The sequence below is a fragment of the Streptomyces sp. NPDC051664 genome (assembly GCF_044453545.1).
Classification (GTDB): Bacteria; Actinomycetota; Actinomycetes; order Streptomycetales; family Streptomycetaceae; genus Streptomyces.
The window spans coordinates 12653-36266 of record NZ_JBITCU010000028.1; the positions used below are offsets into that span (position 1 = coordinate 12653).

The following is a 23614-nucleotide window of genomic DNA, read 5'->3' on the forward strand; positions in this document are numbered from 1 at the left end:
CGAGCGCCTCCGGCGATCCGGGGTGGCCGCCGCGGTCAACGACTTACTGAATCGTCGGTCAGTATCGGGAGGCGGGGACGTCCCTGTCAACGTGGCCCTTGCTGAATCGTTGTTCAGCGGCTGGTGTGAGCCGTGCCCCGGGCGGCGGCCCTCGGCGCCTTGCACTCCTTGAAGCCCTGGCTGGTCAGGCCACGTGCGGAATCGGTGCGGGAGCGCAGGTCCTCCATGGCGACCATGGTCGTCGGCTCGATCAGGGGCTTCTCGCCGAGCACGGTCCTGAGCCGGTCCACCGGGGTGCGGCGCGGGTCGGGCGGCATGCGGGCGGTCGGGGCCGGTTTCCTTGTCCGGTGTCCAGCGGTGTCGGCGGGCTGCTGTCACGGATGCGGCGGGCGGCGGCCGCCGGATGTGACATGAGCGAGTGGCGGAACGCGGAATCCTGCGGTGGGTATGCACGTTGGATTCGTCATGACGGGAATCGACGCGCAGCAGGACGCGCTCCTTCGGCTGGTCGCCGAAGAGAGCGGCGGGGTGCTCGTGACGCTGAAGCGGGACGGCCGGCCCCAGCTGTCCAATGTCAATCACTTCTACTATCCCGCGGAGCGCATCATCCGCGTCTCGATCACCGATGGCCGGGCGAAGACGCGGAATCTGCGGCGCGATCCGCGGGCGAGCTACCACGTCACCAGCGAGGACCGCTGGGCCTGGACGGTCGCGGACGGCACGGCCGAGCTGTCGCCGGTCGCCGCCGATCCGTCCGACGCGACCGTCGAGGAGCTGATCACGCTCTACCGGGATGTGCAGGGCGAGCACCCCGACTGGGACGATTACCGCAGTGCGATGGTCCGCGACCGGCGTATCGTGCTGCGGCTACATGTCGAACACGCGTACGGGCAGCCGCGTGGCTGAGACGGCGGAGTCCCGCCGTCATTCCATCGGCCGCCCCGTACTCGCACTGTCTTACCCCCTGCTCATAATGAAACGACACCGACTCCCTCAGGAGATGTTGTGACCGGCGCTGACTCCTTGCATTCGCTCCGTACCCGGCTGCGTTCGCTGCGACCCGCCGCATTCGGCGCCGACCCGGGGGACGCCCGCATGGAGCGCATCCGGAACTCGCCCAATTTCGCCGAGGGAGTCTTCCAGAACCCGGTGGGGGCGCGTACCAGGCCGTCCGGCTCGACGCTGGAGTTCGCGAAGGTCTACTTCCACAAGGAGGAGCGGGTACGCAGGTCGCCGAACGGCATGGTGCCCGTCCATGCGACCACCCTCGCCGACCTTGCCCGGCCGCCGGTCTCAGGGCTGCGGCTCACCTGGATGGGCCACTCGAGCGTGCTCGCCGAGATCGACGGCCGACGGGTGCTCTTCGACCCGGTGTGGGGCGAACGCTGTTCGCCCTTCGCGTTCGCCGGACCCAAGCGGCTGCACCCGGTGCCGTTGCCGCTCGCGACGCTCGGCCCGCTCGACGCGGTCGTGATCTCGCACGACCACTACGATCACCTCGACCTGCCGACCATCCGCGCCCTGGCGGGCACGGACACGGTCTTCGCGGTGCCGCTCGGTGTCGGCGCCCACCTGGAGCGCTGGGGCGTGTCCACCGACCGGATGCGTGAGCTCGACTGGAACGAGACCACGAACATCGCCGGGATCAGCCTCACCGCGACTCCGGCCCGGCACTTCTGCGGACGCGGCCTGCGCAACCAGCAGCAGACGCTCTGGGCGTCCTGGGCCGTCGCGGGCCCCGAGCACCGGATCTACCACTCCGGGGACACCGGCTACTTCCCCGGTTTCAAGGACATCGGCGCCGAGCACGGCCCGTTCGACGCGACGATGATCCAGATCGGCGCGTATTCGGAGTACTGGCCCAAGAATCACACGGACTCCACGCCTCTCCCTGGTGGGTGGCCAGACATTCATATGACGCCGGCTCAGGGGGTCCAGGCGCACCTTGACCTGCAAGGGGGCAAGCCGCATGGCGTCATGATGCCCATCCACTGGGGCACCTTCACGCTCTCCATGCACGCGTGGGCAGAGCCCGGCGAGTGGACCAAGGATGCCGCCGAGGTAGCTGAGCAGCCGGCCGCATTCCCCCAGCCGGGCGAGCCCTTCGAGCCCGCGGGAACGCTTCCCGTCGATGCCTGGTGGCGGGCCGTGTCTGCCCCGATTGCACACCCCTGGCGCCGTACCGAAGCACCGGACGTTGCTCAGGGTCAGGACAGCCGCGATCTTGATCTCGCGGGTGAACGGTGACTCGGGGCAGGGGCGAAAGCCTGAATACAATGACGCAGGTGTTCGCCAAGATGGCGGAGGCCGAAAAGAAGCAGGCGATCCAGGTGCTCGACGGTCCCGCCCATCTGGGACGGGCCGAGGACGAGGGGCACAACGCGTGTGCCGACCGCGGACAGCACCACAGCCTCCCGCTGGAAGGCGCCGTGACCCTGGCGTCGAGAGCCGGCTGAGAGCAGTGATCGAAGATCGTACGAGAAGGAGGGACAGACGCCCATCTCGAGCAGCCGGCGGCAGAGACGCCACAGATCCAGGACCGCTGCCTGCGCACGCGTCGCGATCATCCTGACCGTCGCCTTCCTCGCCTACGGGTACCACGCCGACGGCGACGCATAACGGCGAACCGAGCATCACCCCATACTCCTCGCTTCCGGGAGCCAGCATGTTCCGCGGCCTCAGTGCCTTCCCTCTCACGCCCACCGACGAGCAGGGAATCGATTACACGGCGTACGCCGCGCTCGTCGCCCGCCTCGCGGCCGCCGGCGTGGACTCCATCGGCGCACTCGGTTCCACCGGCGGCTACGCCTACCTCACCCGCGAGCAGCGTGCCCACGCCACGAAGATCGCCGTCGACGCCGCCGATGGTGTCCCCGTCCTGGTCGGTATCGGCGCGTTGCGCACGGCACACGTCCTGGCGCTGGCCGAGGACGCCCAGAAGGCCGGAGCTCATGGAGTGCTGCTCGCCCCGGTGTCGTACCAGCCGCTGACGGACGACGAGGTGTTCGGCCTGTACGAGGATGTCACCCGCGAGCTGTCCGTGCCTCTGTGCGTGTACGACAACCCTCGCACCACCCAGGTGCGCTTCACCGACGAACTGCACGGCCGTGTCGCACAGTTGCCGAATGTCGCCTCGATCAAGATCCCCGCAGTGTCCGGCGACGCCGCACAGGCAAGAGCCCGCATCGACACGCTGCGGGCGGTGATCCCGGACACGGTCACCATCGGTGTGAGCGGTGATTGGGCGGCCGTCCGCGGCCTGAACGGCGGGTGTGACGCCTGGTACTCGGCCTTCGGCGGGATGTTCCCGCAGGCCGCGCTTGGCATCGCCTGTGCTGCCCAGGCCGGCCAGACGGCATGGGCGACGGAGTTGTCCGATGCGCTGGAGCCGCTGTGGTCACTGCTCCGCCGCCATGGCAGCCTGCGCGCCATGTCCGCTATTGCGTCCCACCTCGGCCTGACGAAGGAGCCGAACCTGCCGCGTCCTCTGCGGGGGCTGGACGACGCGGCGCGCCGGGATGTTGTCGCGGTTCTGAACGTCCTCGGACTCACCGCCTGAGCACGAGCGCGCCGGAGTCCCCCTGCAAGGCCGGGTGCCGTCCACGGTGAGGGGATTCCGACCTCCATGACCGGCGAACGCGTACAGCCTGGTCGAGCCCACGGTGTCAACGTGGAAGAAGTCTGCGGCGAGCGCACCGGACGCCTGGGCGCGCACGAACTCGCGCCAGGCCGCAGGACCAGAAATTCGATGGTCTTGTCCCGTTCGCTCATCGGCAGCAGGCGGAGCAGCGCGAGCGCGTTGCTGACGCCGGGGTAGCAGCACGAGTGATCACGTTGCCGTGCTGATCAGCGTCAACGCAAGCATCGTGGCGTGAGATCGGCCGTGAAGCTCCGCGGAGGGGAGATACCGCCTCCCACCGGAGCGGATGGGGTGTTCGGCAAGGACAGGGTCAGACGGTGATGTCGGCGGTGACGCCGGCGAACAAGTCGTCCTCAGGGAGCGAGGTGTCGACCAGCGAGCGGGCCGGCTCGTACCCCTCGGTCGGCCAGATCTCGCGCTGGACTTCGAGCGGCACCCGGAACCACGGGCCGTCCGGGTCGATCTGGGTGGCGTGGGCGATCAGCGCCCGGTCGCGCACGACGAACCAGTCGGCGCACTGCACCCGGGTGGTGAACTCGCCATCCCTGCGGCCCTCTTTCTCCCGGTCGGCGATCCACTCGCCGAAGCGGGACTCGTGGCCGTGCTCCACCAGGTAGGCGTGGAGGGCGCGGATCCGGGCCATCGAGAGGCCGTGGTTGCAGTACACCTTCAGCGGCTGCCAGGGCTCACCGGACTCCGGGTAGGCGTCGAGGTCCCCGGCAGCGTCGAAGGCGGCCATCGTGATCGTGTGGGTCATGATGTGGTCGGGGTGCAGGTCTCCCGGGCTTGGCAGACAGACCGGGAAACGTCCGGACGGGACCGGTCCGCCGTGTCAGGCGGGGGCAGCCGTTCGCGGCCGCACGTGAACCGGACCGCGGGTCCCACTCTGCTCCGGGTCCTCCAGGCTGCGACCGTTCGCGCCGGCATGCGTCGGCATGTCCGCTCGGGCATCGCCGTCACCTTCTGTGTTGTCGTGATGTCGGCGGAGGGCCGGAAGCGTCCGTCGTCCCGGCCTGTCATGGGGCGGGGACGACGGCTGCGTCTCATACGAAGGTGCTTTCGGCCGGCACGCCCCGTGAACGCCCACACCTGAGACGCCGGGGCCACTTCCGTTCCGAACGGCGAAAGCCGAGCCTGTCGTGAAAAGGACATGTCATCTTTGTGACAGTCGCCGGGGGTTCCAAGTGATGCGGGTGCGGCAATTGAATACGCCAGCGGTCCTGATCGGTCCGCGATCGGGCGAGGACGCCGTCGTCCCCCGACCACCTCCGCTTCCAGGAGAAACTCCTTGCGTACAGCCCGTCTCAGACCGAGCGGTGGACGTGCGGGGCGAGCCGTCGCCGCGGTCGCCGGCCTCATGTCGGCAGCGCTCGCCGTTGTCGGACTCCAACTGCCCACCGCAGCACCGGCGGTCGGCGCGCCAACCGCCAAGGCCGCGGCGACAGCCGTCCGGCAGTGCGGTGACCCCAAGCCCGGGCAGTTCGCCTGCATGGCGATGCGCCGCACCGACGTGGCCGCTCGCAGGGGTGTGCAGCCGCTCTCGGCCATCCCGGCCGGCTTCGGCGCCGACGACCTGGCGAGCGCCTACGCGCTGCCCGCCGACGGCGGCGCCGGCCAGACCATCGCGATCGTGGACGCATTCGACGATCCGACCGTCGAAGCCGACCTGGCGGTCTACCGTCAGCAGTACGGCTTGCCCGCGTGTACCACGGCCAACGGCTGCTTCACCAAGGTCGACCAGCGCGGCGGCACGAATTACCCGTCCGCCGACCCGGGATGGGCCGGCGAGATATCCCTCGACGTGGACATGGTGTCCGCCGCCGCCCCCAACGCCCACATACTGCTGATCGAGGCGGACAGCCCCGGCTTCGCCGACCTCGGTGCCGCGGTCGACCAGGCGGTCGCGCTCGGCGCGAAGTACGTCTCCAACTCCTACGGCACCCAGTACGACAGCACTCCGGGCAGCGGCGAGGACCCGTCGGAACTCACCGCCATGGACCCCTACTACAACCACCCCGGCGTGGCAGTCGTCGCGTCCTCCGGTGACAGCAGCTACGGCGTCGCCTATCCGGCGGCCTCGCAGTACGTCACCTCCGTCGGCGGCACCGCTCTGGTCAAGAACTCCGGTGCCGGCCGCGGCTGGAGCGAGTCGGCGTGGCACGGCCCCAGCGGCGGCGGCCCCGGTTCCGGCTGCTCGCTCTACGAGCCCAAGCCCGCGTTCCAGACCGACACCGCGTGCGCGAACCGCACCGTCGCCGACGTCTCCGCGGTCGCCGACCCAGCGACCGGTGTGTCGGTCTACCAGACCTACGGTGCCGGCGGCTGGGAGGTGTTCGGCGGAACGAGCGCATCCGCTCCGCTCATCGCGGGCGTCTACGCCGATGCAGGCACCCCGGCCGCGGGGACGTACCCCAACGCCTACCCGTACGCCCAGGCCGACTCGCTCAACGACGTGACCACCGGCAGCAACGGCACCTGCACTCCGGCGCTGCTGTGCACCGCGGGTCCCGGCTATGACGGCCCCACCGGGCTCGGCACCCCCCACGGCATCAACGCCTTCCGCACCGGTCCGCACGGGGTGATCAGCGGCACGGTCACCGACCGTGCCACCGGAAAGCCGATCGCCGGAGTGACCGTCAAGGCCGGTGACAACACCGCCATCTCGAACGCGTCCGGCACCTACCGGCTGGACATCCCGGCGGGCACCTACGACATGACCGCGAGTGTGTACGGCTACGCCACCGGCCGTGCCGCCGGCGTCGTCCTGGCCGACGGCGGTACCGTCGCCGAGTCCTTCAGCCTCGACGCCCTGCCCACGCAGACTGTCTCCGGCAAGGTCACGGACGGCTCCGGCCACGGCTGGCCGCTCTACGCGAAGATCACCGCCGACCGTGTTCCCGGCGGACCGGTCTTCACCGACCCCGCCACCGGCGCATACTCCCTGAAGCTCCCGCAGGGCGCCTCGTACACCCTGCACGTCACCGCCAACTACCCCGGCTACCAGGCGGTCGACAAGACCGTCCAGGTCGCGACCGCCGACCAGAGGCTGAACATCCCCGTACCCGTGGACTCGGCCGCCGCCCAGGCGCCGGGCTACGCCGTGCACCTGCACGGGCCGACCGAGGCCTTCGACTCCGCCTCCGGCCCCACCGACGGCTGGAGCGTGGCCAACGCCGACGGCAAGGACGGCGGCTGGACCTTCGACGACCCGGGTAGCCGGGACAACCACACCGGTGGCAGCGGCGGCTTCGCGACCGTGGACAGCGACTCCAACGGCGTCCAGGTGCAGGACTCCTCACTGGTCTCGCCGTCGTACGACCTCAGCTCGGCGACCACTCCCATCCTGGCCTTCGACACCGACTACGCCGGCTGGGCGGGCAACACGGCGGACGTGGACATCTCGTCCGACGGCGGCACCACCTGGACCACCGTGTGGCAGAAGAGCTCGATCTGGGTGCCCGGTCCGGCCCATATCGAACTCCCGCTCGGCGCCTATGCGGGCAAGAGCGACGTCCGGGTGCGCTTCCACTACACCACCTTCGACTGGGGGATGTGGTGGCAGCTCGACGACGTCTTCCTCGGGCAGCGCACCTACGACCCGGTGCCCGGCGCGCTCCTCGTCGGCCACGTGACGGACGCCAACACCCGCGCGGGCGTCAACGGCGCCACCGTCACCAGCAACGACGCGTCGGGTGACCACACCACCAGCACTGCCACGCCCGACGACCCGCAGGTCGGCGACGGCTTCTACTGGATGTTCTCGCATCTGACGGGCAATCACCCGGTGGCCGCTGTGCTGTCCCACTACTCCACGACCACCGACACCGTGAACATCACCCCGGACGCCACGGTCAAGCACAACCTTCCGCTCAAGGCCGGTCGGCTCAAGCTGACACCGGCGTCCATCGCCAAGAACGTGGCCTGGGGCAAGAGCGCCGGACAGACCGTGACCGTCACCAACGATGGCACCTCGCCGGCCACCCTCGACCTCACCGAGAAGGCCGGAGGATTCATCGTCCAGCGGGCAACCGCCGCGCGGCAGCGGGCCGGTGCCCCGCTGCACCTGGTCAAGGGCTCCTACTCGGCACTGCGGCTCACCTCGCCCGCGGCCGCCTCCGAGGCAGGCCAGGACCACGCGACGACCCGCGCCCTGGGCACCCCGGGCACCGCCTGGCAGCCCGTCGCCGACCTGCCCACCGCCACCGGCGACAACGCGGTCGACACCTACCAGGGCACCGTCTACTCCGCGTTCGGCTCCACCGGAGGTCACGGCACCAAGGACCTGTACGCGTACAACGGCGGCTGGACCAAGCTCGCCTCCGCCGCCGACACCCGCGACGCCCCGGCCCACGGCATGATCAACGGCAAGATCTACGCGGTCGGCGGCTGGGGCGCCAGCGGCAGCCCCGACGGCAAGCTGGAGATCTATGACATCGCGACCAACGCCTGGAGCACGGGCGCGATGATGCCCAAGCCGTACGCCGGCGCGGGCAGCGCGGTACTCGACGGCAAGCTGTACTCCGTCGGCGGCTGCTTCACCATCGGCTGCGGTTCCACGGACGTCTCCGTCTACGACCCGGACACCGACACCTGGTCGATGGCGGCCCCCTACCCGCAGCCCGTGTCCTGGGAGTCCTGCGGCGCCATCGCGGACAAGCTCTACTGCTCCGGCGGCGAGGCCCAGCACGTGACCACCAAGCACGCCTACGTGTACGACCCCGCCACCGACACCTGGTCGCCAGTGGCGGACCAGCCGACCGACGCCTGGGGCGCGTCCTACGCCTCGGCCAACGGCCTGCTGCTGATCCGGGGCGGCTCGGTCGACAACGGCACCGCGCTGACCAACCAGGTGTGGGCCTACGAGCCGAACGAGAACACCTGGACCGCCCTGCCCAACGCCAACACCTCGGTCTACCGCGGCGGCGGCAGCCTGGGCTTCTACGCGATCGGCGGTCTCACCAGCGGGGGCACTCCGGTCAAGACCTCCGAGGTCCTGCCCGGCTACGACCAGGAGCACGCCGCCGACGTCACCTGGCTGGCCGAGAGCGCGGACACGGTGACCGTCCAGCCGGGCGCCTCCAAGACGGTCACGGTCACGCTCGACGCCTCCGTCCCCGAGATCACCCAGCCGGGCACCCATACCGCCGCGCTGATCCCGCGCAGCGACACCCCGTACCGGCTCGACCCGCTCGGCGTGTCACTGACCGTGAAGCCGCCCACCACCTGGGGCAAAATCGCCGGCACGGTGACGGCGGCCGGTGGCAGCACTATCGCCGGCGCGACCGTGCAGGTCTCCACCTGGGCCACGCACTACACGCTCAAGACCGCCGCGGACGGCAGCTACGCACTGTGGCTCGACGCCCGCAACAACCCGCTCCAGGTCATCGCGGCCAAGGACGGCTACCAGCCGCTCGCGGTCACGGTGAAGGTCAAGAAGGGAGCTACGACGGTCCACGACTTCACCCTGCTGACGAGCTGACCCCGTCGGCGCTCCGGCATATACCCGAGACGTCCCCGTCGCCGGTGCTCTCCGGCGGCGGGGACGTCTCCTTCCCGCCGCCGGAACACACCTGAGCGCGGTCCGCAAGGCGGTCGCCGGCTCCGCGCGCGGCGTCGCGCCGGGCAGAACGACCGCGACAGCGCGAGCCGCGATGGCGGCCGGGAGATCGATGCCCTTGCAGCGAAGCTCGCTGAGGGCGAGCGGCCCTACGCCGCCGTACTCGCTCTCGCCGACCGGCTGGAGCTTGAGGTGGGTGAGGTAAGGAAGCTCGGAGCCCTAACTCGGCCAGCCGCCGGCGGCGTTCGCGGGTCCCGGAGTCGGGGGCCCGGCCGGGCGGAAGGCGCCGATCGCCTCGCCGATCGTGGGGCCGGCCGGTGCCGACCGTGCCGGTGCGGCGCCGGGCCGCGCCGGGCCGGGGGCGACGGTCAGGCGCATACCGGTCAAAGCCCCGCCTCCTCAGCCGACTTGACCGCGACCGCAGCCCAGGTGCGGTGCGGGACGCGCAGGACGTCACCGGGGAAGCGGTCACGCAGGATGCCGTCCAGATCGGCTGAGAACGCCTCGACCCGCTCAGGGGTGAGACTCGCGCCCACGCCGGCGCTGGCCCGGATCCGCCCGGTCCATGCCTGCGGGGTGTACGGCACGTCGAGATCGAAGGAGAACGTCTCGATGGCGCCGAAGCCGGCGGTGGCCAGATCGGTCAGCCAGCGCGGGTACAGCCCGGTGCCGCCCCCCATGGTCCAGGCGGGGTTGTACGCGGTGATCAACTGCTCGGTCACGGCGACGACGTTGCCGGGGAGCGGAAGCCAGTCGAAGTGCGCGATGACGGCCCGCCCGCCCGGGCGGAGCAGTCGCCACACCTCGGCGGCGGCCTTGGGGGCGTCGAACCAGTGCCAGCACTGGCCCGCCGACACCACGTCGAAGGAGGCATCGGGAAGCCCGGTGTCCTCGGCCGTGGCCACCTCGTACGCGATCTCGACGGCGGCTTCCCGGTCGAGCCCCCTGGCCTGTTCGAGCAGTGCGGCGGCGGGGTCGATACCTGTGACCCGCGCCCCGGCCCGGGCGAAGAGCCGGGCGAGGCTGCCGGTCCCGGTGCCGAGGTCCAGCACATCCCGGTCCCGCACCTCCGCTCCGAGGCGGTCGAGCCGCTCGACGATCTCCGGCGGGAAGCCGGCGCGGTGGCGGGTGTAGTCCTCGGCCGTCAGTCCGAAGTCCGGGTTCAATTCAGTGGACACGCAGCCCTCCGCTTTTTGTGCGTACGGAACCGATGTACGGGAAATAGAATTGATCAACGGATGTGAAACTACCCGGAGTTCATCACCAAGGCAACGAGTCGAAAGTGAATCACGTCACATGGGCGCCGTGCGGTCCGGTCGACAGGTTCGCGAGCGATAAAAAGACGCATTCACGATAATTCTTCACAGGAGTAATCCAGGCAGAAGCCCGCTGCCGTTCTTCACGTCGGATGGATGCCCAAGGCCGTCGGCGCGAACGTGACCTGCGCGGCCGCCCCTGCTGATGCCGCCGCCGCCCGGGCGGCCGGCGCGGCGACGGTTGTGGTGCCGCAGCCCTCGCAGGTGGAGGATGCACGGCCCTGACCGCTGTCGGCGGGGAAGGGCCATGCCTGCTGGAAGGAATACATCGACGGAACCGAGTTCCAGGTGGATGGGCTTGTCCGGAACGGCGAAATAAAGGGTCCTCTCCGTCTGCCGTTATCTACTGAATCTCATCGAGGCGCACAAGGGAGGAATCGTCGCCCACGTGGCGCTGCCGCCCGCCGAATACCCTCCGTTGTACGCGGAAATTCGGGCCGTCGCGGAAACCTCCGGCCCGGATGCGTGACCGCGCCGACTGGTTCGCCGGGAACGTCGAGGTTGCGCCCGCCGTCAAGGAGTGAGCAACAGTTCCGACATCGGCCGGTCCGGCTGCCCGGTGAGCAGGCCCAGCGCTGCCACCAGGCGGCCGGCGAAGTCGCGTACGTACGCCGCCGGGTACTCGGACTCGTAGTGCAGGATCTGCAGACGCAGCGTCTCGCCCTCCCGCTGCAGCCACATGTGCAGGCCGGGGGAGTCCGCGTCCTCGACGAGGTGGTACGGGGTCACCTCGACGCCGTCGCCGAAGCCGAGGCCGGCTCCCCACACGTCGTTGTACATGAAGTACACCCCGGGGTCCTTGCGGAAGCCGGCGGGCAGTTGGGGCCAGATCCCGCGCCGGACGAACATGGCGGGCATGTCGCCGTGCGCGGTAGCGCCCAGGATGCTCTGCCGTACGGCGCCGACCAGGTCCCGGAAGGAGCCGGAGAGGTCCACGTCGGTCGTGGGGAAGACGCCGTTGGCGAACCAGCCGACGGTGTCCTGGTACGCGCCGTCCAGGCGGTTCGCATTGGTGGTCAGGAGGGTGACGCGCGGTCGTCCCGTGACGTGAGCGACCAGCGCATTCACCACGGCCATCGAGACACAGTAGGGCGTGGCCCGCAGTGCCTGGGATGCCTCCCGCAGCGCGCGGGCGGTCTCCGGTGCGATGTCCAGTACCAGCGAGGACGGCTTCGTCAGCTCTCCGGCGCCCTGGTGGCCGGGCAGTCGCAGACCGAAGTCGGCGGCATCCGCAGGTAGTTGGCTCTGCCAGTACGAGGTCAGCTCCTGCTGCCGGCCGCTCTCCCAGCGTTGCCACTGCCCGGCGGCCCACTCCGCGTAGACGCCGGAGCCGCCGGTAGGAGCGGGGAGTTCACCACTCGTATAGGCGGCCGACAGGTCTCTGACGAAGGTGTCGAGCGACCAGCCGTCCGCGATCATGTGGTCGAAGACGAAGACCAGCATGTGGACAGCGGCTTCGCGGCGCACGGCGAGGGTCCGCCACAGCGGGGCCCGCGAACGGTCGAAGGGCTGCCGTACGTAACCGCGCAGGAACTCGTCGAGTTCCGCGTTCGGTACCCCCTCGTAATCCATCGTCTCCAGGCTGACCTCAGGACAGGGCTCCACCGTCAGTGCCGCCCTGTCCCGCTCCGCCCGGAACGAGGTGCGCAGCGACTCGTTCCGCTGTGCCACCTGGCGCAGGGCCGCGCCCAGCCGGCCGGTGTCGAGCGGGCCCGTGACCCGGTACACGACGTGGAACTGCAGGATGGGCGCCTGCGGATCGCGCAACGCGGACAGCAGCGCCCACTCCTGGGCCATGGAGGCCCGGCCGCGGTGGGCGGTGTCCTGACCGGTCGCCGCCGCGGTGTCGAGGGACTGCTCCGCCGCGACCCGCTCGGCCACGTCGCCGATGCTCTCCGCGGTGAAGAACGCCTGGGCGGGCACCTTCACGCCGAGCTCGCGCTCGATGCGTCCCAGCACCTGGAGGGCGAGGAGACTGTCGCCACCCATGTCGTAGAAGTTGTCCTCGGCCAGGACCGAATCGTCCTCCAGGACGTCGCGGTGGATGCCGAGCACGGCGTCATGGAGCGCCGCGTGGTCGGGTTCGGCTGCGAGGGACATCAGCTCTCCTTGAGAGGGACCGGGCAGTACTGCGCGTAGAAATCCTCGATGAGCGAGGTGACGGGGCCGTCGGGGCGCACGACATCGGCGTGTACGCCGTCCATCAGGACGCAGGAGAAGAGGGGATCGCGACGCGCGCGGAGCGCGGCTCGTTCGGTCTCCGGGATCACATGGCTGTCCCGCGGGACAACCATCAGTACGGGGATCCCGGCAGCGGTCAGCATGCCGAGCAGGTGGGTGTAGTCGTACTCCCATTTGAGGAAGCTCGACTCCGCCCATTCGCCGCCCTCGATCCGCTGCGGCCGCCGTTCCAGGGACTGGTCGAGCAGGACGAGGCTGCGGACCCGGGCCGGTCCCATGGCCACCGCGTGGACCAAGCCGACCAGGGCGCCGTACGAATAGCCGATCACATGGGCGGGCGAGGGCAGCACGTCGCTGACGCGGTGCACGTCGGCCGCGTAGTCCAGGGGTGAGTAACCCCAGGCGGGGGCGGGGCTCGACGGGTGGTCGCGCAGGGTTGGCAGCAGCGCGATCTCGCCCTCGGAGCACAGGGCGTCACTCAGGAAGCGCAGCTGGGCCCTGTCGTCCCCCAGCCCGTGGAGCAGCAGAAGCGGGGAGCCCGTCCCCCGGACGCCGGGGCGACCGGGCACGATGTCGTGGGCGAGCAGGGTCACCCCGTCGACCGCGGCCAGGTACGGCGTGGGCGGAAAGAGGTCCGGCTCAGTCATGGTTTTCCTCCCACTCCTTCACCAGGGCGTCCCGGTCGATCTTTCCGTTGACCGTGCGGGGCAGTTCGGTGACCACCTGGTACCGGGCCGGCTGCATGTACGAGGGGAGTTTTGCCGCCACGTGTCTCCGCAGCTCGCGGACGTCCGGCAGCTCCCCCTCGCGGGCGAGGAGGACGCAGAACAGGCGCTGCGCCCCGCCGGCCGAAGCGCGGGGCCAGGCGATCGCCTCCACGACGCAGGGGTGTGAGCGCACCGCGTTCTCGATGTCGCCCAGCTCCACGCGGTGTCCACGGAGTTTGACCTGGAGGTCGGCGCGCCCGTGGTAGGCGAGTTCGCCGTCCTCGGTAGTGCTGACCAGGTCGCCCGACCGGTAGTAGCGGCCCCCGTCCGGGCCCGGGGGGAACACGGCGAAGCGCTCCGCATTCAGCTCCGGCCGGTTCAGGTATCCCTCCGTCACCTGTGGTCCCGCCAGCCAGAGTTCACCGGGCGTGCCGGGGTCCTTCACCTCGGCTCCGTTCCGGTCGACGATGCGTACCGTGAAACCGGGCAGGGGCGCGCCGATGACGGACGTACTGCCGTCGGCATCGGAGCGGGTGACGCGGTGAAAGGTGGCGTGGACGGTGACCTCGGTGATGCCGTACATGTTGACCAGCTTCGGTCGGTCGAGGCCGTGGGCGTCCGCCCAGTCGCGCAGGACCGCGGGGGTGAGCTTCTCGCCGCCGAAGACGACGTACCGCAGGTCGGGCAGGTCACGGCCGTCGGAGCCGCGGGTGCGCAGCAACATGGCGAACGCGGTCGGCGTCTGGTTGAGGACGGTGATCCGTTCGTCGGCGAGCAGCTCCAGGAGCTGCTCGGGCGCGCGGGTGACCCACTGCGGTGGGACGACCAGGGTTGCGGCCGTGGAGAGCGCTCCCCACACCTCCCACACGGAGAAGTCGAAGGCGAGGGAGTGGAACAGCAGCCATCGGTCCGACGGCCCGAAGTCGAACAGCCCGTGGGTGGTGTCGAGCAGGGTGACGACACTGCCGTGGCGGACCGGTACTCCCTTGGGAACGCCGGTGGTTCCCGAGGTGTAGATGACGTACGCGGGACTGTCCGCGGTGGGCGCTGCCTGTGGCGGTACGGGTTCGGTCTCCGGCGGCCCGGACACGGGACCGGAACGCAGAGAGGCCACCTCATCGGTGGTGGTGCAGGCGAGCCGGGCACCCCACGAGGGGGCCGGCTCACCGACGAGGTGACGGGCACCGCTGTCGGCGACGACGAACTCGTTGCGCTCGGCGGGATTACGCAGGTCGAGCGGGACGTAGGCGGCTCCCGAGCGCAGGATGCCGAGGATCGCGGCGACTGCGTCGCAGCCGGCCTCCATGCGCAGCGCGACCCGGTCGCCGGGGGCCACGCCACGCTCCCGCAGCCGCCGGGCGATGCGCCGACTCCACGTGTCCAGTTGGCGATAGGTGAGCTGTGCGGTCCCGTCGGAGACGGCTATTCCGTCGGGACGCCGGACCACGCTGTCGGCGAACACGTCGACGAGGGTGCTTCGGGTCTCCTGCTCCGGTACGGGCACCGGCGATGTGGATTTCATTTCAACCTCTGGTCCCGGAGGGTGTGTCAGCGCGGGTCGATGCCGTCGAGGGCGCGGGGGCACATGCAGCCACGGTCCTCCGGAAGCTGGCGCACGGTCTCCAGCATCAGGCGGCGCAGTCGTTCGGCGTTCTTCGCGAACACCCGCATGACCTCGGTCTGTTCCACGCTCTCCTCGGCGTCGATACCGGCGTCGATGTCGGTGACCAGAGCCACTGACGTGTAGCAGAGGGCCAGTTCGCGGGCGAGGGCCGCCTCGGGCTGGCCTGTCATGTTGACCAGGGACCAGCCGGCCGACGCGAACCACTGGGATTCGGCGCGGGTGGAGAAACGAGGGCCTTCGACGACGACCATCGTTCCGCCGTCGTGGACGTCGTCGCCGGTGACAACGGCGGCCTTGAGCACGGCGCTCCTTCCGGACGCGCAGTACGGGTCGGCGAAGGAGACATGAACGGCTCCGTCGTCGCAGTACGTCCCCACACGTCCGTTGGTGCGGTCCACGAGTTGGTCCGGTACGACGACGGAGCCCGGACCGAGCTCGCGTCGGAGCGAGCCGACGGCGCAGGGCGCGAGCACCCGCGCGACACCGAGTGAACGCAGCGCCCACAGGTTCGCCCGGTAGTTGATCCGGTGCGGCGGGAACCGGTGGTCGGCCCCGTGCCGGGGCAGGAACGCCACCCGGCGGCCGCCGACCGTGCCCAGGGAGATCGCGTCGGACGGCTCGCCGTACGGTGTGCCGACGGTGAGCTGTTGGGCGTCCTCGAGCAGTTCGTAGAAGCCGCTGCCTCCGATGATCCCGATTTCTGCCGCCGGCGGTCGCTGCTCGGTCATGACGTCCCCCGTGTCTGCCAGGACTCGCCGAGGACCTCGTGGTCCAGCGAGCCGATGGTCGTGTGCCCGGGGAGCGTGTCTCCCCGGGGATCGTCGCCGCGTCGTACGGCGACGGTGCGCCAGCCGGCGACCGCGGCAGCCGTCAGTTCCTCTTCGGTATCGCTCAGGAACAGCAGCGACTGCGGTACGGCACCGAGAGCGCGGGCGATGGTCCGGTACGAGCCCGGCTCCTTCTTGCTCCCGGCGTTGCCGAGGTCGAAGTACCTCGTGAGCAGGCCGGTGAGGTCTCCGTGCGCGGTGTGCGCGAACCAGTCTCGCTGGGCGGCCACCGAGCCGGAGGAGTAGATGTGTACGGGGACTCGCGCTGTGCGCCACCGTTCGAGCGCCCCGGGCACGTCGTCGTACACGTGGCCGTTCAGTGAACCGTCGGCGTAACCCACCGCCCAGATCTCTCCTTGGAGAGACTTCAGGACCGGTACCTTCACATCGGCGTCCGTCCAGGCACTCAGGGCGGCCACCGCCTCGTCCTCGCCGGGGTCCGCGATCCCGGTCCGGCGTCCGATCGCCTCCAGGGCCGCCGCCGCTTCGGGAGTGCCCCTGTGATCGGCGAACCACCGGGCGAACCGCTCGCAGGCGAAAGGGAAGAGCACATCGCGTACATGCGACGAGGACCCCACGGTCCCTTCGATATCGAGGACGACTGCTGCGACGAGGTTCACGGGCCCGGCTCCAGCAGTGCGTCGAGGCGCGGGAAGACGCTCGCGATCCGATCGCCGGTGAAGTCACCCACCCAGCCGTCGGCCTCCTTGAAGAAGCGGATGGCGCAGAAGTCGGGGACCGGACCCATGTCGAACCAGTGGCGGGTCCCGGCCGGTACCGAGAGCAGGTCGCCCGCCTCGCAGATCACCGCGTACACCCGCTCCTTGAGGTGGAGGTAGAAGCACCCCGTGCCGTGGGCGAAGTAGCGCACCTCGTCCTCTGCGTGCCGGTGTTCCTCCAGGAAGGCGGTGCGCGCCTCGGCGGCGCGCTCCTGCCATGCGGGTCCCGGTTCGGGGATGAGCTGGGCCACATCGACCACGGTCATGCCGGCGCGGGCGGAGAGTTCAGCCACCTCGTGCCGGTAGTGGTCGAGCAGCTCCTGGGAGGTGGTCTGCGACGTGACGGCGGTCCGTACCTCCCAGCGCCCGAATTCCACTCCCAGCGCGGCGAGTTCCTCGGCGATTCGCCGTTCGTCGCGGGTGCGCAGCAGCACCTCGGCCGGGTTGCGGTCGGACATCACCTGGAGCTGCGTCATGAGGTGCCTCCGAGGGGCGAGGATGCGGCGGGGGATATCGGCGGGCGGGTCCCGTCGAGTACCAGCAGTTGGAAGACCGCCTCGAAGCATTCGAGCCGGTTGCGGGCCTGTGCCAGGTCCGCACCCCAGACGGTGATGCCGTGATGGGCGATGAGCAGACCGGGTGGGGCGTCGGGGTGCGCCTCGAGATGGGCGGCAACCTCGTCGGCGATCCGTGTCACCTCCGGCCAGTTGGCGAAGACAGGAACCGCGGTGTGCGCAGGCTCGGCCAGGCCGAGACCCTTGAGCAGCTCGAAGTGCTGCAGGAGCAGCGAGGCAGATCCGCCCTCACGCTCGGCTGCGAGGACGGCGGCCGCCGTGGCGTAGGGGGAGTGGACGTGGACGACGGCGCGGGCGTCGGTCGTGCGGTAGACGGCGGCGTGGATGCAGGTCTCGGCAGAGGCGCGCGGGCCGTCCGGATCCAGTTCCCGGCCGGTGGCCGCGTCGATCGGGACCATGTCGGCGCCGGACATGGCGCCTTTGTCTCGGCCACTGGCAGTGATCAGGGCGGAATCACCGGAGCCCCAGGAGCCGCGTACGGAGAGATTGCCCGAGGTGCCGGGCATCCAGCCGCGTTCGTACAGGGTCCGCGAGAGGGCGGCGAGTTCGCCTGCCGTCCGGGCGTGCGGAGCCTCGGCCCGGGGAGCGGGCGCGCCGGCCTCGTCGGTGCTCACGGCCGGCCGGAAGACCCGGCGTTCCGTGACGATCGCGGTGATCAGTTCGGCGGGGGTCACATCGAAAGCCGGGTTGTACGCGGTGGCACCCGCCGGAGCGGTCGAGTGGCCCGCGAGCGAGGTGACCTCCGAGTCCGCGCGTTCCTCGATCACGATGCCGTTGCCGTCCGGCAGTTCGGGATCCCAGGTGGATTCGGGAGCCACGACGATGAACGGAATGCGGTGCCGGGCCGCGGCCACCGCCAGGGCGTAAGTGCCGATCTTGTTGGCGGTGTCGCCATTGCCGGCGATCCGGTCGGCGCCGACGAGCACGCAGTCGACCAGCCCCTGAGCCATCGCGGCCGGGCCCGCCGCGTCCACGCAGAGCCGATACGGTACGCCCGCCTCGGCCAACTCCCAGGCGGTGAGCCGGGCGCCCTGCAGAAGCGGACGAGTCTCGTCGGCGAGCACCTCGACGACCCGGCCTCGGGCGGCGAGGCCGAGGATGGTGCCGAGGGCGGTACCGACGGCTCCGGTGGCGAGGCGGCCGGTGTTGCAGTGGGTGAGCAGCCGCAGCGGCCGGTCCGGGGCCAGTTCCTCGACGAGGTTCGCGGCCCGCTGGGCCGCGGCCGTGTTGACCACCTCGTCCTCGGCGATCATGGCCAGGGCTTCGTCCAAGACGGCCTCGGCACCGTCCGGCAGGCGTTCAAGCACCCGGCGTACCGCCCAGGCGAGGTTGACAGCCGTCGGCCGGGCGTCCATGAGGCGCGCGGCATCGGCTCGCACGGACGCGAAGTCCAGGACGCCGTCGCGGAGATGGACGTGGGCCGAGAGTGCGACCCCGAGGGCGCCGGTGAGTCCGATGGCGGGCGCGCCACGGACGGCGAGCGTCCGGATCGCATCGATGACCTCGTTCACCGTGTGCAGCCGGAGAACCAGGTACTCGTGAGGGAGGGCGCGCTGGTCGGTGACGACGACGATGCCGGCCTCCCAGCCGAGGGACGTCTTCATCGAGGGCTCGCGACGGGCCGGGCGGAGGTGAACGGTCGACGGGACATGGCTCTCCAGGGTGTGACACAGGTCAGACGGCCGGGTTCATGTGACTGCCGAGATATCCGGGCGGGAGCGGATCGCCCGGGGCGGGCGCGAGAAGGCGACGGGCTGCCTCGTGGGCTCAGCCGGTGAGGCCGCGGAACCCCTCTCGGGGTGGGCATCATCTGCGGCTGCCGGCCCGCCACCGCTGCACCATACCCTTGATCAAATACGCCACCAGTGTGATGCATGTCACGTTTGCTGGCCGGGATTGATGATTGGTCAAAAATCTCCCCGCGAATCCTGAAATGGGTGCGAAATGGCCCTGTCGAAAACGTCTCGGCCGTAATGTGTGCGGTCATGCCGCCATCAGCTCAATAGTCAAGTAGAGGTATGGTAATTTCCCTCGGAGGGGAGTGTGATCTACATCACGTCGACACATTCCGGCGGCCGCGCTTAGGGTTTGGATCATGCTTTTCAGCTGTAGTCAATTGAGCGCTAATTAACCGACCCGCCTGATATAGCCAATTGAGTGGGGAGAAAATTGTGCCTTCTCCTGTTCGGGCAGAGGCCCCTCCAGAAGAACCGCGGATTTCTCGAGTGGGAAAGGGTTGGCTGGGGGCATCACTGGTCAATGAGGAACAGCAATGGCGCATCGCGATGGCTCCGGAAGTCGCGGCCGAGCTGACTGCCGCCGCACGGGCCGCCGTGGGCGCAGGACGCCGGCCCGACCTCACCTCCCGCAGGCCTGCGGGGCTCGGCCTCACCAAGGAGTTCGCCGCCGGACTGCGGCGTCGCCTTGCCGGCCAACCGGGCTTCGCGGTCGTCACGGAATTCCCCGTGGGCGCGGACGACCCGCTGGAGACCGAGATGGCCTACTGGCTCTTCGGACTACTGGTGGGGCGTCCGGTCTCGCAGAGCCACAAGGGCGATCTGCTCGGCCGCGTCGAGGACCGCGGCGCGGACATCGCCAGCCCCGTCCAGCGAGGCTATGAGAGCTCCGCCGCGCTCCCGTTCCACGTGGACCGCACCGATGTCATCGGCCTGCTGTGCATACGCCCGGCGGCGTCCGGCGGACTGAGCCGGATCGTGTCCTCCAAGACCGTGCACGACCTGCTGCTGGAGGAGTCCCCGGATGCGCTGGCCGAGCTGTACCGGCCGTATCCGAATGACCGGCGCGGAGAGGAACAGCCCGGGGAGTGCCCCTGGTCGGGGATTCCGGTCTTCAGCCGCACCGGCGATTCGTTCGCGGTCCGCTATGTCCGGCGGTTCATCAATGGTTCGCAGCGCCATGACCGTGCACCGCGGCTCACCGAACGCCAGACCGCCGCGATGGACGCGCTCGACCGGATTCTTGAGCGGCCGGGGGTCTCCCTCGACATGGAGCTGCGCCAGGGCGATCTCCAGCTCATCAACAATTTCCACACCCTGCACGCGCGGTCCGCGTTCGAGGACGGTGGCGGCCGGGGCCGGCTGCTGCTGCGCCTGTGGCTCGCCTTCGAGGGCAGCCCCGAGCTGCCTGAGCACTACTCCTCTCTGTACGGCGCGGTGGCCGCGGGCAGCTACCGGGGTGGCGTCTGGCCCGTCGGTGCGACGCCCGGGACATTCGGCCGTCCGGTCGCGGAGCTCAGCTGAATTTCACTGACCGGCAACCTGGGGGAAACGCTCGGTTCGCTCCTGTCGGCCGTGAAATTCCCATTTTCGCCCTGCTCGACCTTTCGGTCTTGATCTCGTACGGTCTTTTCAATTTTGTCGTGCCGCTTTTCTTGCTGGCGGCCTCGCAGTTCGATCCGGACTGGGGACTGTCAGCCGGTCGTCGCTGCCCGCTCGCATTCCGTCTCCGATGCACGCGAACTCGGTACCGACTTTTAACCAGAAAGCAGGTTTCGCATGCCTGACATCGACCTCGATATTTATCAACGGGACGGCTATCAGCTGTTGCCGGGCCTCCTTGCCGAGGAGGACATCGGCCGTGCCGTGGACTTCTTCGACCACCTCGACGGGGCCTCGGAGATCACCCCGTCCTACGAGGCCGAGTACGACGAGGCCGACGGCGTCCGCCGGCTGCGTAAGCTCCGCCGACTGCTGTGGAACGACCCGCAGGTGTGGGGGCCGATGCTGAACCGCGCAGGCGTCCCGGACCTGGCCCGCAAGGTCGTCGGCGACGGGGCCGCGGTCGTCTTCCACGCGGCATTCCTCAAGCCCGCCCTGGTGGGCACCGACGTGGCCCTGCATCAGGACCAGGCACTGTGGACCTACCAGTACCCGAAGGCGTTCAGCGTCTGGTGCGCGCTGACCAAGGTGTCGCCGGTGAACGGCGGCCTCTTCGGCAGCCCCGGTTCACACGGCGGGGGTCATGTCCCGCACCGGGACCGGCCTGCCTACCGCTGGCACGCCAGCCTGGACGCCGCCGAGGACGGTCTGCGCGAGCCGGTCCAGTTCGAACTCGCCCCCGGTGACGGGGTCATGTGGGACCGGTACTTCGCCCACGGCAGCGCCACCAACGTCTCCCCGCACGACCGGCGTGGCATGGTCGTCGTCTTCGCCGACGCATCAGCGCCCGACTTCCACGCGAGGGACAGCTTCCCGCTGGCCGATCTGCTCGCCCTCGGGGTCGGGTGACATGACCACAACACACACCACGAATCCGCTGGCCGGTGGAGGACAGATGACCCGCATCATCGACAGCACGCTCCGCGAGGGCATGCAGTCGGCGCACGGCCGCTTCACCCTCGAACAGAGCGTGGAAATAGCCACCTTGCTGGTCCGCTCCGGGGCGGACATGATCGAGTGCGGCCACCCGGCCGTCGACGAAGAGGAACTCCTGCGGGTGGCGGCCGTCGTCGAGGCGGTCCGCGACACCCCCGTACTCGCCCACGCCCGCGCCCACTTCGGGGACATCGAGGCCGTCGCCAAGACCGGCGCGTCCTGGGTCGGTATCTTCCTCGGCGTCAACGACGTCTCCCGGCGCTCCCGGCTGCCGGGACGCACTCTGTCGCACCTGTACGAGACCATCCGGGAGTCCGTGACACACGCCCGGGAGCTGGGCCTGCGGGTCCGGTTCACGGTGGAGGACAGCAGCCGCACCGAGCCCGACGAACTCGTCGAGGCGTACCTCATCGCGGCCGAGGCGGGAGCCGAGCGCATCTGCTTCGCGGACACCCTCGGCATCCTGGAGCCCCAGGAGACCGCCGCCCGGATCAGGACGCTGCGCAAACGATGTCCTGGCACCGACATCGAAGTGCACCTCCACGACGACCGCGGCCTCGCCATGGCCAACGCCCTGACAGCCATCGACGCCGGCGCCGACTGGATCTCCACCTCGGTCAACGGCCTCGGCGAGCGCGCCGGCATCACCGACTACGCGGCCCTGCTGGTGAACCTGCACCATCGGGGCACCCGCACACTGGCCGACGGGGCGCTGCTCAGCGACCTCAGCCTGCGCGTCGGCGCCTACTCCCGCTCCATGCCGGACCACCGCAGGCCCGTGGTCGGGCGTGATGTCTTCCACCACGTCTCCAAGCTCCATGTGAAGGCCGTCGAGCGCGAGCCGGGATCGTACGAGTGGCTGGACCCGGCCACGGTCGGCCAGAGCGGCAGCGTGACCCGTCCCGCTCTCCCGGCCGACCCCACGGACTGGATCGTCAGCCCGCAGATCATCTCCGCGACCGAACTGCGCTACCACCGGGCCGGCCCCGGCGAGCGTTTCGTGCTGGTCGACAACCGGTTCGTCCCGGGCGCCGACCAGTACTGCATCGCCCGGCGCATTCCGCAGATGGACGACTACGGCGCGGGCCACGTCGATACGCACGTGCACCACTGCGACAGCCTGTTCATGTTCCTCGGCGAGGAGACCGGCTACGCCGGACTGACCGTCGAAGTGACGCTGGGCGAGCGGGTGTTCCCGGTGCAGAGCCCCGCAGCCGTCTTCATCCCCGCGGGCGTCGCCCACGGCTACCGGGTGGTCGGCGGCGCCGGCACCTACCTCAACCACGTCCTGGCGGGCGAGTACAACTCCAGCCTTCTCGACCCGATTGGGAGCAACCGATGACGATCCAGACCGAGAACGCCAAGGCCGCCGCCTGGGACCTGATCGGTTCCCTCTTCTGGGAATCGGGGCGCACCACCGCCAAGCCCAGCGACGAGGAGATCGGCCTCTTCCTCCACGGGATCACCGCCGGCGCCCGCTGTACCGTCGTGGGCGCCTCCACCAAGGATCTCGTCGAGGCTCTGCTCGCCCTCGGAGCCGAGGTCACGGTCGTCGACTTCTCGGAGCGGATGTGCGAGGACCTGCGGGCGGCGCTGCCCGACGGCTCGTGCCGCATCCTGCGCCACGACATCACCCAGCGGGCGCCCGAGGAGCTGCGCGGCACCCAGCAGTTCGTCCTGAACGACCGTCTGGTCAACCGATTCAGTGAGGTCGAGGCCCGCAAGGGCCTGGAAGGCATGCTCGATCTGCTCACCGACGGCGGGCAGGTGCGCGCCTCCATCAAGCTCGGCCTGTACCCGATGGACGAGCGGATGATCGCCAACGGCACGGAGCGCGGCACCCTCGAGAGCTTCTACGACGCAGGGACGAAGGTCATCGACTTCGCCGCGGCCGGCGATGTCCTCAGCGACTCGCTGCTCCCCCACGGCGGCATCGACTCCGAGCTGCTGCTCCGGTGGTACCGCGGGCGAGGCCGGGAGCAGCGCTTCGACCACGAGGACATCGCGGCGCTGCTGACCACGGTCGACGTCGAGGGCCGCGGCCTGCATCTGGCCACGGCCACCGAGTTCGGCCAGGCGCCGAAGACCAAGATGTACACCGCGACCGCCGTCCGCTCCGGCCAGGACGCCTGAC

General features: G+C 69.8%; 19 protein-coding genes and 1 pseudogene. 9 read left to right on the plus strand and 11 right to left on the minus strand.

Translation table 11 applies throughout. The annotated features are described in order from the left end of the window. Positions 1–113: 113 nt before the first annotated feature. Positions 114–317, minus strand: a complete 204-nt coding sequence (locus tag ACIA8E_RS33035) for a hypothetical protein (RefSeq protein WP_399303668.1) — start codon at positions 315–317, stop codon at positions 114–116. 148 nt (positions 318–465) lie between these two features. On the opposite strand from ACIA8E_RS33035, the gene ACIA8E_RS33040 reads away from it, so the two are divergent. The 4 genes from ACIA8E_RS33040 to ACIA8E_RS33055 all read left to right on the plus strand — a co-directional run bounded on the left by ACIA8E_RS33040 (position 466) and on the right by ACIA8E_RS33055 (position 3559). Beyond that, positions 466–906 (plus strand): PPOX class F420-dependent oxidoreductase, encoded by a 441-nt coding sequence (locus ACIA8E_RS33040; protein ID WP_399303670.1) that lies wholly within the window; start codon positions 466–468, stop codon positions 904–906. A 99-nt stretch (positions 907–1005) separates the two neighbouring features. Continuing rightward, complete coding sequence (locus ACIA8E_RS33045; RefSeq protein ID WP_399303672.1) at positions 1006–2247, plus strand: MBL fold metallo-hydrolase; 1242 nt, start codon at positions 1006–1008, stop codon at positions 2245–2247. Positions 2248–2276: 29 nt separating this feature from the next. Further along, positions 2277–2456, plus strand: a complete 180-nt coding sequence (locus tag ACIA8E_RS33050; protein WP_399303674.1) for a hypothetical protein — start codon at positions 2277–2279, stop codon at positions 2454–2456. Between the two features lie 209 nt (positions 2457–2665). After that, a complete protein-coding gene (locus tag ACIA8E_RS33055; protein WP_399303676.1) occupies positions 2666–3559 on the plus strand; it encodes a dihydrodipicolinate synthase family protein in 894 nt (297 codons plus the stop codon). 391 nt (positions 3560–3950) lie between these two features. Here the strand turns inward: ACIA8E_RS33055 and ACIA8E_RS33060 are convergent. Then, positions 3951–4412 (minus strand): annotated as a pseudogene (locus tag ACIA8E_RS33060) (mycothiol conjugate amidase Mca); the annotation flags it as partial. A 516-nt stretch (positions 4413–4928) separates the two neighbouring features. Between ACIA8E_RS33060 and ACIA8E_RS33065 the strand changes: the two are divergent. Further along, positions 4929–9119, plus strand: a complete 4191-nt coding sequence (locus tag ACIA8E_RS33065) for a carboxypeptidase regulatory-like domain-containing protein (RefSeq protein WP_399303678.1) — start codon at positions 4929–4931, stop codon at positions 9117–9119. A 297-nt stretch (positions 9120–9416) separates the two neighbouring features. On the opposite strand, the gene ACIA8E_RS33070 is transcribed toward ACIA8E_RS33065, so the two are convergent. From ACIA8E_RS33070 to mtnA, 9 genes are all read right to left on the minus strand, one after another. Continuing rightward, the gene (locus tag ACIA8E_RS33070; protein ID WP_399303680.1) at positions 9417–9584 is read right to left on the minus strand and encodes a hypothetical protein; all 168 of its coding nucleotides are present in this window, start codon (positions 9582–9584) and stop codon (positions 9417–9419) included. After that, on the minus strand, positions 9581–10375 hold the full coding sequence (locus tag ACIA8E_RS33075; protein ID WP_399303681.1) for a class I SAM-dependent methyltransferase: 795 nt from the start codon (positions 10373–10375) through the stop codon (positions 9581–9583). Before ACIA8E_RS33075 ends, ACIA8E_RS33070 begins: the two co-directional genes overlap by 4 nt. 651 nt (positions 10376–11026) lie before the next feature. Then, positions 11027–12613 carry a condensation domain-containing protein gene (locus ACIA8E_RS33080; RefSeq protein ID WP_399303683.1) on the minus strand — a complete coding sequence of 529 codons (1587 nt, stop codon included), beginning with the start codon at positions 12611–12613 and terminating at the stop codon, positions 11027–11029. Next, entirely contained in the window at positions 12613–13341 is a 729-nt protein-coding gene (locus ACIA8E_RS33085; protein WP_399303685.1) for an alpha/beta fold hydrolase, read from the minus strand. Before ACIA8E_RS33085 ends, ACIA8E_RS33080 begins: the two co-directional genes overlap by 1 nt. Continuing rightward, on the minus strand, positions 13334–14923 hold the full coding sequence (locus ACIA8E_RS33090; protein ID WP_399303687.1) for an amino acid adenylation domain-containing protein: 1590 nt from the start codon (positions 14921–14923) through the stop codon (positions 13334–13336). Before ACIA8E_RS33090 ends, ACIA8E_RS33085 begins: the two co-directional genes overlap by 8 nt. 26 nt (positions 14924–14949) lie before the next feature. Beyond that, a complete protein-coding gene (locus tag ACIA8E_RS33095) occupies positions 14950–15753 on the minus strand; it encodes an S-methyl-5'-thioadenosine phosphorylase (RefSeq protein WP_399303689.1) in 804 nt (267 codons plus the stop codon). Then, positions 15750–16472 carry an acireductone synthase gene (mtnC, locus tag ACIA8E_RS33100; protein ID WP_399303691.1) on the minus strand — a complete coding sequence of 241 codons (723 nt, stop codon included), beginning with the start codon at positions 16470–16472 and terminating at the stop codon, positions 15750–15752. The genes ACIA8E_RS33095 and mtnC overlap by 4 nt, the downstream gene beginning before the upstream one ends. After that, positions 16469–17047: a 1,2-dihydroxy-3-keto-5-methylthiopentene dioxygenase gene (locus ACIA8E_RS33105; protein WP_399303693.1), complete on the minus strand. Its 579-nt coding sequence runs from the start codon at positions 17045–17047 to the stop codon at positions 16469–16471. The genes mtnC and ACIA8E_RS33105 overlap by 4 nt, the downstream gene beginning before the upstream one ends. After that, positions 17044–18750, minus strand: a complete 1707-nt coding sequence (gene mtnA, locus ACIA8E_RS33110; RefSeq protein ID WP_399303695.1) for an S-methyl-5-thioribose-1-phosphate isomerase — start codon at positions 18748–18750, stop codon at positions 17044–17046. The genes ACIA8E_RS33105 and mtnA overlap by 4 nt, the downstream gene beginning before the upstream one ends. Before the next feature lie 681 nt (positions 18751–19431). On the opposite strand from mtnA, the gene ACIA8E_RS33115 reads away from it, so the two are divergent. The 4 genes from ACIA8E_RS33115 to ACIA8E_RS33130 all read left to right on the plus strand — a co-directional run bounded on the left by ACIA8E_RS33115 (position 19432) and on the right by ACIA8E_RS33130 (position 23613). Further along, the gene (locus tag ACIA8E_RS33115) at positions 19432–20406 is read left to right on the plus strand and encodes a TauD/TfdA family dioxygenase (RefSeq protein WP_399303697.1); all 975 of its coding nucleotides are present in this window, start codon (positions 19432–19434) and stop codon (positions 20404–20406) included. A 255-nt stretch (positions 20407–20661) separates the two neighbouring features. Further along, the gene (locus tag ACIA8E_RS33120; protein WP_399303699.1) at positions 20662–21393 is read left to right on the plus strand and encodes a phytanoyl-CoA dioxygenase family protein; all 732 of its coding nucleotides are present in this window, start codon (positions 20662–20664) and stop codon (positions 21391–21393) included. A gap of 46 nt (positions 21394–21439) precedes the next feature. Next, positions 21440–22822 carry a hypothetical protein gene (locus ACIA8E_RS33125; protein ID WP_399303700.1) on the plus strand — a complete coding sequence of 461 codons (1383 nt, stop codon included), beginning with the start codon at positions 21440–21442 and terminating at the stop codon, positions 22820–22822. Beyond that, positions 22819–23613, plus strand: a complete 795-nt coding sequence (locus ACIA8E_RS33130; RefSeq protein ID WP_399303702.1) for a hypothetical protein — start codon at positions 22819–22821, stop codon at positions 23611–23613. Before ACIA8E_RS33125 ends, ACIA8E_RS33130 begins: the two co-directional genes overlap by 4 nt. The last annotated feature ends 1 nt before the right edge of the window (position 23614 follow it).

Excerpts from the sequence above, each read along its gene's own strand:
- ACIA8E_RS33085 (WP_399303685.1), bottom strand. The coding sequence starts at position 13,341 with ATGACTGAGCCGGACCTCTTTCCGCCCACGCCGTACCTGGCCGCGGTC.
- ACIA8E_RS33115 (WP_399303697.1), top strand. The coding sequence starts at position 19,432 with ATGGCTCCGGAAGTCGCGGCCGAGCTGACTGCCGCCGCACGGGCCGCC.
- ACIA8E_RS33095 (WP_399303689.1), bottom strand. The coding sequence starts at position 15,753 with ATGACCGAGCAGCGACCGCCGGCGGCAGAAATCGGGATCATCGGAGGC.
- ACIA8E_RS33130 (WP_399303702.1), top strand. The coding sequence starts at position 22,819 with ATGACGATCCAGACCGAGAACGCCAAGGCCGCCGCCTGGGACCTGATC.
- ACIA8E_RS33105 (WP_399303693.1), bottom strand. The coding sequence starts at position 17,047 with ATGACGCAGCTCCAGGTGATGTCCGACCGCAACCCGGCCGAGGTGCTG.
- ACIA8E_RS33080 (WP_399303683.1), bottom strand. The coding sequence starts at position 12,613 with ATGTCCCTCGCAGCCGAACCCGACCACGCGGCGCTCCATGACGCCGTG.
- ACIA8E_RS33090 (WP_399303687.1), bottom strand. The coding sequence starts at position 14,923 with ATGAAATCCACATCGCCGGTGCCCGTACCGGAGCAGGAGACCCGAAGC.
- ACIA8E_RS33035 (WP_399303668.1), bottom strand. The coding sequence starts at position 317 with ATGCCGCCCGACCCGCGCCGCACCCCGGTGGACCGGCTCAGGACCGTG.
- ACIA8E_RS33125 (WP_399303700.1), top strand. The coding sequence starts at position 21,440 with ATGACCCGCATCATCGACAGCACGCTCCGCGAGGGCATGCAGTCGGCG.
- ACIA8E_RS33050 (WP_399303674.1), top strand. The coding sequence starts at position 2,277 with ATGACGCAGGTGTTCGCCAAGATGGCGGAGGCCGAAAAGAAGCAGGCG.
- ACIA8E_RS33040 (WP_399303670.1), top strand. The coding sequence starts at position 466 with ATGACGGGAATCGACGCGCAGCAGGACGCGCTCCTTCGGCTGGTCGCC.
- mtnA (WP_399303695.1), bottom strand. The coding sequence starts at position 18,750 with ATGAAGACGTCCCTCGGCTGGGAGGCCGGCATCGTCGTCGTCACCGAC.
- ACIA8E_RS33055 (WP_399303676.1), top strand. The coding sequence starts at position 2,666 with ATGTTCCGCGGCCTCAGTGCCTTCCCTCTCACGCCCACCGACGAGCAG.
- ACIA8E_RS33120 (WP_399303699.1), top strand. The coding sequence starts at position 20,662 with ATGCCTGACATCGACCTCGATATTTATCAACGGGACGGCTATCAGCTG.